The organism is Peterkaempfera griseoplana (genome assembly GCF_001418575.1).
GTDB classification, from domain to species: domain Bacteria; phylum Actinomycetota; class Actinomycetes; order Streptomycetales; family Streptomycetaceae; genus Peterkaempfera; species Peterkaempfera griseoplana.
Map to the genome: position 1 here is coordinate 1 of NZ_LIQR01000359.1, position 6784 is coordinate 6784.

Below are 6784 nucleotides of genomic sequence, written 5' to 3' on the forward strand. Positions count from 1 at the left end.
GCCCACCAGGCCCAGCACGGTGGATATGCCGAGCCAGGTCCGGGCCCTGCGGTAGTGCTCGCGGTGCCGCCGCCACATCCAGACCAGCACCGCGGGGGTGACCAGGTAGTGCAGTGTGGCGTAGCTGAAGTCGGCCGGTATGGCCAGCCAGCTGTGGCGGGTGAAGACGGCGTTGAGCCAGTGCTCGGGTGCCAGGTGCAGCCAGCTCTCGGCCCTGAGCAGGGCGTGCCCGTTGCGCAGGGCCTCCTGCAGGTCGCCGGCGACCACCAGCCGGCTTCCGTCGTACGCGGCGTAGATCAGCGCCAGCAGCAGCAGCTCCCGCCACCAGTGGCGAGGCGGGTCCGCGGGCGGGCGGCGCGCAGCTTGCGATGACATGAAGGTGAACTCCGGACGACGGGTGCAGCGTAGGCCCTACCGTACGCTGTACGTTAGAGACGGCCGCCAGCGGCCCGGAGTCGATGTCCGGGTACGGGGAACGCGATCGGCACCCTCAGCGACAGCAGCCATCACCATGTCCGAACAGAGCGACACGGGCCGTCGTCCGCGGACCCCGCGCAACACCCTCAGCGCCGACCTGATCCTCGACACCGCCCTGCGTCTCCTCGACGAGCGCGGTCTCGACGCCTTCTCCATGCGAGCCCTCGCCGAGGAGCTCGGGGTGGGCACCATGGCGCTCTACACGTACTTCCGCTCCAAGGAGGAGCTCTTCTGCGCGGCCCGCGACCGGGTGTTCGGCAGATACGCGCCGCCCCCGCGCACCGGTGGCCCCTGGCACCGGCAGCTGCGCGAGGCGTGCCTCGGCCTGTACCAGCTCTTCACCGGACGCCCCTCGGTACTCCAGCTCCTCGCCGAGCAGCACCGCGCCGAACGGCCCGCCGAGCAGGGCCCGGCGGTCGGGGCGGTCGCCACCATGGAGCACATGCTGGGGCTGCTGCGCGGAGCCGGCATCGGCCGGGAGGAGGCCGCCCGCGCCCAGACCGCGCTGGTCCAGTACACCGTGGGCGCCGCGCTGCGGGCCGGCCGCACCCGCTGCACCGACGCGGAGCAGCGGCGGCGCTTCCAGGCCCGGCTGGAGTCGCTGTCCGCCGAGGACTTCCCACTGATCGTCGACCTGGCGCCGGAACTCGCCGCAGCCCAGGAGAGCACCACCCAGTACGCCTTCGGGCTGGACCTGATCCTCGCTGGTCTGCGGACTGCGGGATCATGGGAGGCAGCGGGCCGCGATGACGGGGCCCCGCCCGCACAGTCCGACTGAGGAGGCCCGGCCCCCATGCCAGCCCGTATCGTCCTTGTCCGCCATGGCGAGACCGAATGGTCCGCCACTGGCCGTCACACCGGCCGCACCGACATCCCGCTGACCGAGGAGGGCCGCCACATGGCGCGCGCCCTCGGCGAGCGCCTCAAACGGTCTCCCTGGGACGGCCTGCCGGACGCGCTGGTCTTCACCAGCCCCCTCGCGCGTGCCCGGGAGACCTGTGAGCTGGCCGGCCTCGGCGACCGGGCGGTGGCGGACCCGATGCTGATGGAGTGGGACTACGGCGCCTTCGAGGGCCGTACCGGTGACGCCATCCGGGCCGACGGCCACCCCGGATGGGTGATCTGGCGGGACGGCGTCCCCGGCGGCGAGACCATCGACCAGGTGGCCGCCCGCGCGGACGGCTTCCTGGACCGGATCTGCGACGAGCACGGCCGCCCCGAGCACGACACCGTCACCATGGACTGCGCCGACCGCACCGTGGTGGTCTTCGCCCACGGCCACCTGCTGCGCATCCTCGCGGCCCGCTGGCTGGGCCTGCAGCCGCAGTGGGGCCAGCGCCTCAAGCTCGGTGCCGCCGCGCTCTGCGTGCTCGGCTGGGAGTACGCGGCGCCCGCCGTGGAGGTCTGGAACGACACCTCCCACCTGGCCTGACGGCCCCGCTCAGCCGGCGATGTCGTAGCGCTCCACGAAACTGGCGACCTCCGGTACGTCGCGGTGGCGGCGCAGCCGGCCCGCGGTGCCGGCCAGCATGGACCGGATCCGGGCCGAGCGGACCTCCTGCAGCAGGTCCAGCGCCTGAGTGCCGCTGGTCGCGGCGGCCGCCAGGTCGCCGCGGCCCAGCTGGTCATGGGCCAGCTCCGCGGTGTACAGGGCGCGGTTGCGGACGAAGTGCGGCTCCTGCAGGTCCATCGCCAGCAGGGCCTGCTCGGCCGCCCGGTCCCAGTCGCCCAGTGCCGACCAGCACTGCGCCTCCAGACCGGTGATCTCCGCGCGGCCGTAGAAGGACATCCACTCCGGGTCGGCGTCGCAGCCGCCCCGGTCGAAGAGCTGCTGGGCCCGCAGCAGCGCCCGCTCGCAGGAGCGGCGCTCCCGCAGCACGGCCCAGCCGCCCGCCTCCCGCATGGCCAGCAGCGACATCAGGCGGTCCGAGCCCACCTGGGCCGCCGCCTGCTGCGCGGCCTGGGCGGCGCGGACCGCCTCCCGGGGGCGGCCGGCGTCGCGGGCCAGAAAGGCGCTGTTGCAGAAGGCGTGCGCCTCCAGCGCGGGGTCGTCGGCCATCCGTGCGGTGGCCAGCGCCTCCGCGTAGAAGGACCGGGCGTCGGCGAGACGGCCCGAGTCATGGGCCAGCCAGCCCACCGAGATGGCCAGCTCGCCGGCGCCGGACTGCAGCCTGCGCTCGGTGGACTCGCTGTAGCTGCCGGTGTTGAGCAGCAGATAGGCGCTGCGCAGGGAGCGTCCGGCCGTCTCGAAGAGCGCGTCGGCGCCCTGCCGGTCGTCCAGCAGCCGGATCCGCCGGACGGCCTGCTCGACCCCGCCGACCTCCTCGGCGCCCACCCGCCGGGGCGCGCCCGGCTCGGCGTACGCCGGCAGGTCCAGGCCGAGCGCCGTCACCAGGGCGGCCGGGCCGCCTGCCATGAACGTGCGGCGATGCACGTCGTCGTTCTCCTCGTCGCTGCTGCGGTGCTGGGGGCCGACCGGTACTACGCCGCCGGCCCGCGGGGGGTTCACCCTGCGGCGTACCGAGCCGCGCGGGGCGAAGCCGAGATCGGTGAGCGAGCGGTCCGGGTACATGTGCCGGAACACCCGCTCGTAGGCGTAGTTGGGACAGCGGATCTCGCCGGCCTCCACCCGCCCGACATACCGGGCGTCGCAGGAGACCAGCTCGCCGATCTCCCGGCCCGCCCGGCGGACCTGCGCGGCGAACTCCCCCGGGGAGAGGTCGCCGCGCAGCTCGCGCATGACGCGGTTGGCCGGGGGCCGGTCCGCCGGGTCGTGGGGACGGGTGGGTGCCATGGTTCTGCTCCCCGGAGGCTGCTGGGTCCGCCGTGGCCGCGCGCTGCGGCCGGATGGACGCCTCGACAGTACCGGGAGTGAGGATTCGAACACGCAGAGTTTCGCCACAAAACGGACATGACACGGCGCATCCGCCATGAAATGCCATACCCTGCCCGCCCTCGCCCCGTGGCCGCACCGGGTCCCGTCACGTTGAGCTGGAAAGAGGAGAGCTGGCAAGAGGAGCTCGGCCGTCGACAGCTGGAGGTGCGCATGGGCGCCGGAGTGCCGCAGTCAGTGCCACAGACGGGCGGGGCCCTGCTCCCCCCCGCGGTGGTGGACGGCCTGCGCGCCGCCGTCCGGCGGACGAGCCCCGCCCCCGAGACGCTGCCCTACGACACGGTCGCCGTCCCGCTGCGCCACGGCCTGGAGACCGTGGACATCCTCAGGCTGCGCGGCGCCTGCGGAGCCGTGCTCGGCGACCCCGGAGGCACCCGGCTGCTGTTCCTGGTACCGCCCGGCACCGCCCAGCGCTGGCACCTCCCCGGCAGCTGCTGCACCCCGGGTGCCACCGCCGCCCCGGAAGGCGGCTGGCTGCTGGCCCCCCTGGCGGCGGACGGCACGCTGCGCGCCACCGACCCCTGGGTGCTGCGTTCCGTCCTCTGCGAAGCCTCCGGCACCCTGATGGCGGGCGGCTTCGGCCCCTACTGACCGGCCACCGGGCGGTTCCTCATACTGGACTGCATGGGACGCAGCAGAGCGGCGGAGGACCGCACCCGAGAGACCGTGCGCCGGCGTACCGACTCCGCCCTGGCCGAGCTGGTGCCCGACCGCGACCGCCCGCACGGCTGGACCCTGCTGCTGGACGGCGCCCCGCAGTCGCACGTCGACCTGGCCGACCCCGCGCACCTGGCCTTCGAGTACCAGCGCAGGCTCGGCCACGTCGCCGATCTCGCGGCCCCGTCCGGCCGGCCGCTGACCGCGCTCCACCTCGGCGGCGGAGCCCTCACCCTGGCCCGCTATGTCGCCGCCACCCGGCCCCGCTCCCGGCAGCAGGTCGCCGAGATCGACACCGCGCTCACCGAGCTGGTGCGCGCCGAACTGCCGCTGCAGCGCGGCTGGCAGGTGAAGGTCCGCAGCGCGGATGCGCGCGCCGTGCTGGGGCGGGCGCCGGAGGGCACCGCGGACCTGGTGATCGCCGATGTGTTCAGCGGCGCGCAGGTGCCCGCCCACTGCGCCACCGCCGAGTTCGCGGCGCTGGCCTGGCGGGCGCTGGCCCCGGGCGGCCTCTATGCGGCCAACATCGCGGACGGTGCACCCCTCGCCTTCACCCGGTCCCAGGTCGCCACCCTGCTGGCGGTCTTCCCCGAGGTGTGCCTGATCGGTGATCCCGCTGTGCTGCGCGGCCGGCGCTTCGGCAACCTGCTGCTGGTGGCGGCGCACCGTCCGCTGCCGCTGGCCGAGCTGACCCGCCGCACCGCAGCCGACCCCTTCCCCGGAAGGGTGGAGCACGGCCGTGCACTGGCCGACTTCACCGGGGGCGCCGCCCCGGCCACCGACACCACGGCCGTACCCTCCCCGGCTCCGCCTCCCGGCACCTTTCAGCTCTGCTGACCGCTGCCGTCCCGTCGGGAGCCGCCCGGCGATGCCGCATGCTGCCCGCCCGGCAGTCCGCGGTGGCGGTAGGCCGCGTAGGCGGTGAGCAGCAGGCCCGCCACGATGGGCGCGATCACGGCGGCTCCCGCCCTGTACGGGGCCTGCGGGGCGGTGGGCAGGGCGTCGTTGCTGTGCGCGGGCTCCTGCCGCGCGGCCGCCGGACGACCGGTCGTCAGGACGACCGCGCCGAGCATCAGCAGGACGGCGGCGGCTATGAGCAGGCGGTGGACGCGGGGCGTCCGCAGAAGGTCTCTCACGTGAGGGGAGAACGACCGCCGACCGGGTGAAGTCACGGCCGGCGGTGGGGGGTTGCGGCCCGGTGGGCCGTCGTCCCGCAACGGGGTCGGTCGCCGTCCCGCAACGGCGTCGGTCGCCGTCCCTGAACGGGTTGCCGTCCCCGGACATGGCAGGGCGGGCGCAGCGATCCCCTCACAGCCGCCGCGCCCGCCCGTACGACGGGGTGTCAGCCCTCCATGGCTCCCCGTCGGCCTTCCCTCCTGCCTACGCCAGGCCGTCGACCGGAGGGAGTCCGTGGCGCCGGATGACGTCCGCGTACCAGCGGGCGCTGGCCTTGGGGATCCGGCGCTGGGTTGCGTAGTCCACGTACACTGCGCCGAAGCGCTTGCCGTAGCCGTACGCCCACTCGAAGTTGTCCATCAGCGACCAGAGGAAGTAGCCGCGGATGTCGGAGCCGTCGGCGATCGCGCGGTGCACGGCCGAGAGGTGGGCGTGCACATAGGCGATGCGCTCGGGGTCGTTGACGTTGCCCTTGGGGTCGACGTAGTCGTCGAAGGCGGCGCCGTTCTCGGTGACCATCAGCGGCAGGTCGGGGTTCTCCCGGCTGACATCGCGCAGCAGGTCGTAGAGGCCGCTGTCGTCGATCGCCCAGCCCATCGCGGTGACCTCGCCCGGAGGCAGGTGGAAGACCACCTGCTCGGAGCCGGGCCACGGGGAGTGGTCGCTCTTGCCGTGGGCGTCGTTGCGGGAGGCCTCGCCGCCGGAGACCGAGCCGTCGGGCGCGGAGACCAGGGTCGGGGTGTAGTAGTTGATGCCCAGCAGGTCGATGGGGCGGGAGATCTCCGCCAGGTCGCCGGCCTGGACCAGGGTGTCCCAGTTCACCAGGTGGGCGGTGTCCTCCATCAGGTCCGCGGGGTACGCACCCTTGAGCAGCGGGCCGGTGAAGATGCGGTTGCCGACGGCGTCGATGCGCCGGGCCGCGTCCAGGTCGCCGAGCGAGTCGGTCAGCGGGCGCACCTGGTGCAGGTTCAGGGTGATCGAGGTCTGCGCGGTAGCGGGGAGTGAAGAGCGCAGAACCCCGATCGCCCGGCCATGGGCGAGGTTGAGGTGGTGGGCGGCCTTGAGGGCGGCGTCGGGCTCGGTGCGTCCGGGTGCGTGAACACCGGATCCGTAGCCCAGGAAGGCCGAGCACCACGGCTCGTTGAAGGTGGTCCAGATCTTGATGCGGTCGCCCAGCGCCTCGGCCACGATGGCGGCGTAGTCGGCGAACCGCTCGGCGGTGTCGCGGTTGGGCCAGCCGCCGGCGTCCTCCAGCTCCTGGGGCAGGTCCCAGTGGTAGAGGGTGGCGACCGGGGTGATGCCCTTCTCCAGCAGCTCGTCGGCCAGGGCCCGGTAGAAGTCCAGGCCGCGCTCGACGGCGGGGCCGCGGCCGGTGGGCTGGACCCGGGGCCAGGAGACGGAGAAGCGGTAGGCGTTGAGCCCGAGGTCGGACATCAGCGCCACGTCGTCGCGGAAGCGGTGGTAGTGGTCGGCGGCGATGTCGCCGTTGTCGCCGTTGCGGACCTTGCCGGGCGTGTGGCTGAAAGTGTCCCAGATCGAGGGGGTGCGCCCGTCCTCGGCCGCCGCGCCCTCGATCTGGTA

Annotated in this window: 8 protein-coding genes; 4 read left to right on the top strand and 4 right to left on the bottom strand. The window is 73.9% G+C overall.

Translation table 11 applies throughout. The features are described 5' to 3' along the window. Positions 1-375 (bottom strand): phosphatase PAP2 family protein (locus AOK09_RS25320; RefSeq protein WP_169797065.1); only part of this gene is annotated, 375 nt, incomplete at its 3' end. A 136-nt stretch (positions 376-511) separates the two neighbouring features. Here AOK09_RS25320 and AOK09_RS25325 point away from each other — a divergent pair. After that, a complete protein-coding gene (locus tag AOK09_RS25325) occupies positions 512-1255 on the top strand; it encodes a TetR/AcrR family transcriptional regulator (protein WP_055589552.1) in 744 nt (247 codons plus the stop codon). A gap of 15 nt (positions 1256-1270) precedes the next feature. Beyond that, entirely contained in the window at positions 1271-1909 is a 639-nt protein-coding gene (locus AOK09_RS25330; protein WP_055589553.1) for a histidine phosphatase family protein, read from the top strand. Between the two features lie 9 nt (positions 1910-1918). Here AOK09_RS25330 and AOK09_RS25335 read toward each other — a convergent pair whose 3' ends face one another. Continuing rightward, the gene (locus tag AOK09_RS25335; protein ID WP_055589554.1) at positions 1919-3271 is read right to left on the bottom strand and encodes a hypothetical protein; all 1353 of its coding nucleotides are present in this window, start codon (positions 3269-3271) and stop codon (positions 1919-1921) included. Between the two features lie 276 nt (positions 3272-3547). Here AOK09_RS25335 and AOK09_RS25340 point away from each other — a divergent pair, with 276 nt between their 5' ends. Together AOK09_RS25340 and AOK09_RS25345 are read left to right on the top strand one after the other, a co-directional pair. After that, positions 3548-3961 carry a hypothetical protein gene (locus AOK09_RS25340; RefSeq protein WP_245687473.1) on the top strand — a complete coding sequence of 138 codons (414 nt, stop codon included), beginning with the start codon at positions 3548-3550 and terminating at the stop codon, positions 3959-3961. 33 nt (positions 3962-3994) lie between these two features. After that, positions 3995-4864 carry a spermidine synthase gene (locus tag AOK09_RS25345; protein WP_055589555.1) on the top strand — a complete coding sequence of 290 codons (870 nt, stop codon included), beginning with the start codon at positions 3995-3997 and terminating at the stop codon, positions 4862-4864. On the opposite strand, the gene AOK09_RS25350 is transcribed toward AOK09_RS25345, so the two are convergent. Further along, positions 4852-5163, bottom strand: coding sequence for a hypothetical protein (locus AOK09_RS25350; protein WP_055589556.1), 312 nt, complete (start codon positions 5161-5163; stop codon positions 4852-4854). The two genes, AOK09_RS25345 and AOK09_RS25350, sit on opposite strands and share 13 nt — an antisense overlap. Positions 5164-5407: 244 nt before the next feature. Further along, on the bottom strand, positions 5408-6784 hold a 1377-nt coding region (locus AOK09_RS25355), incomplete at its 5' end, for a GH1 family beta-glucosidase (protein WP_055589557.1).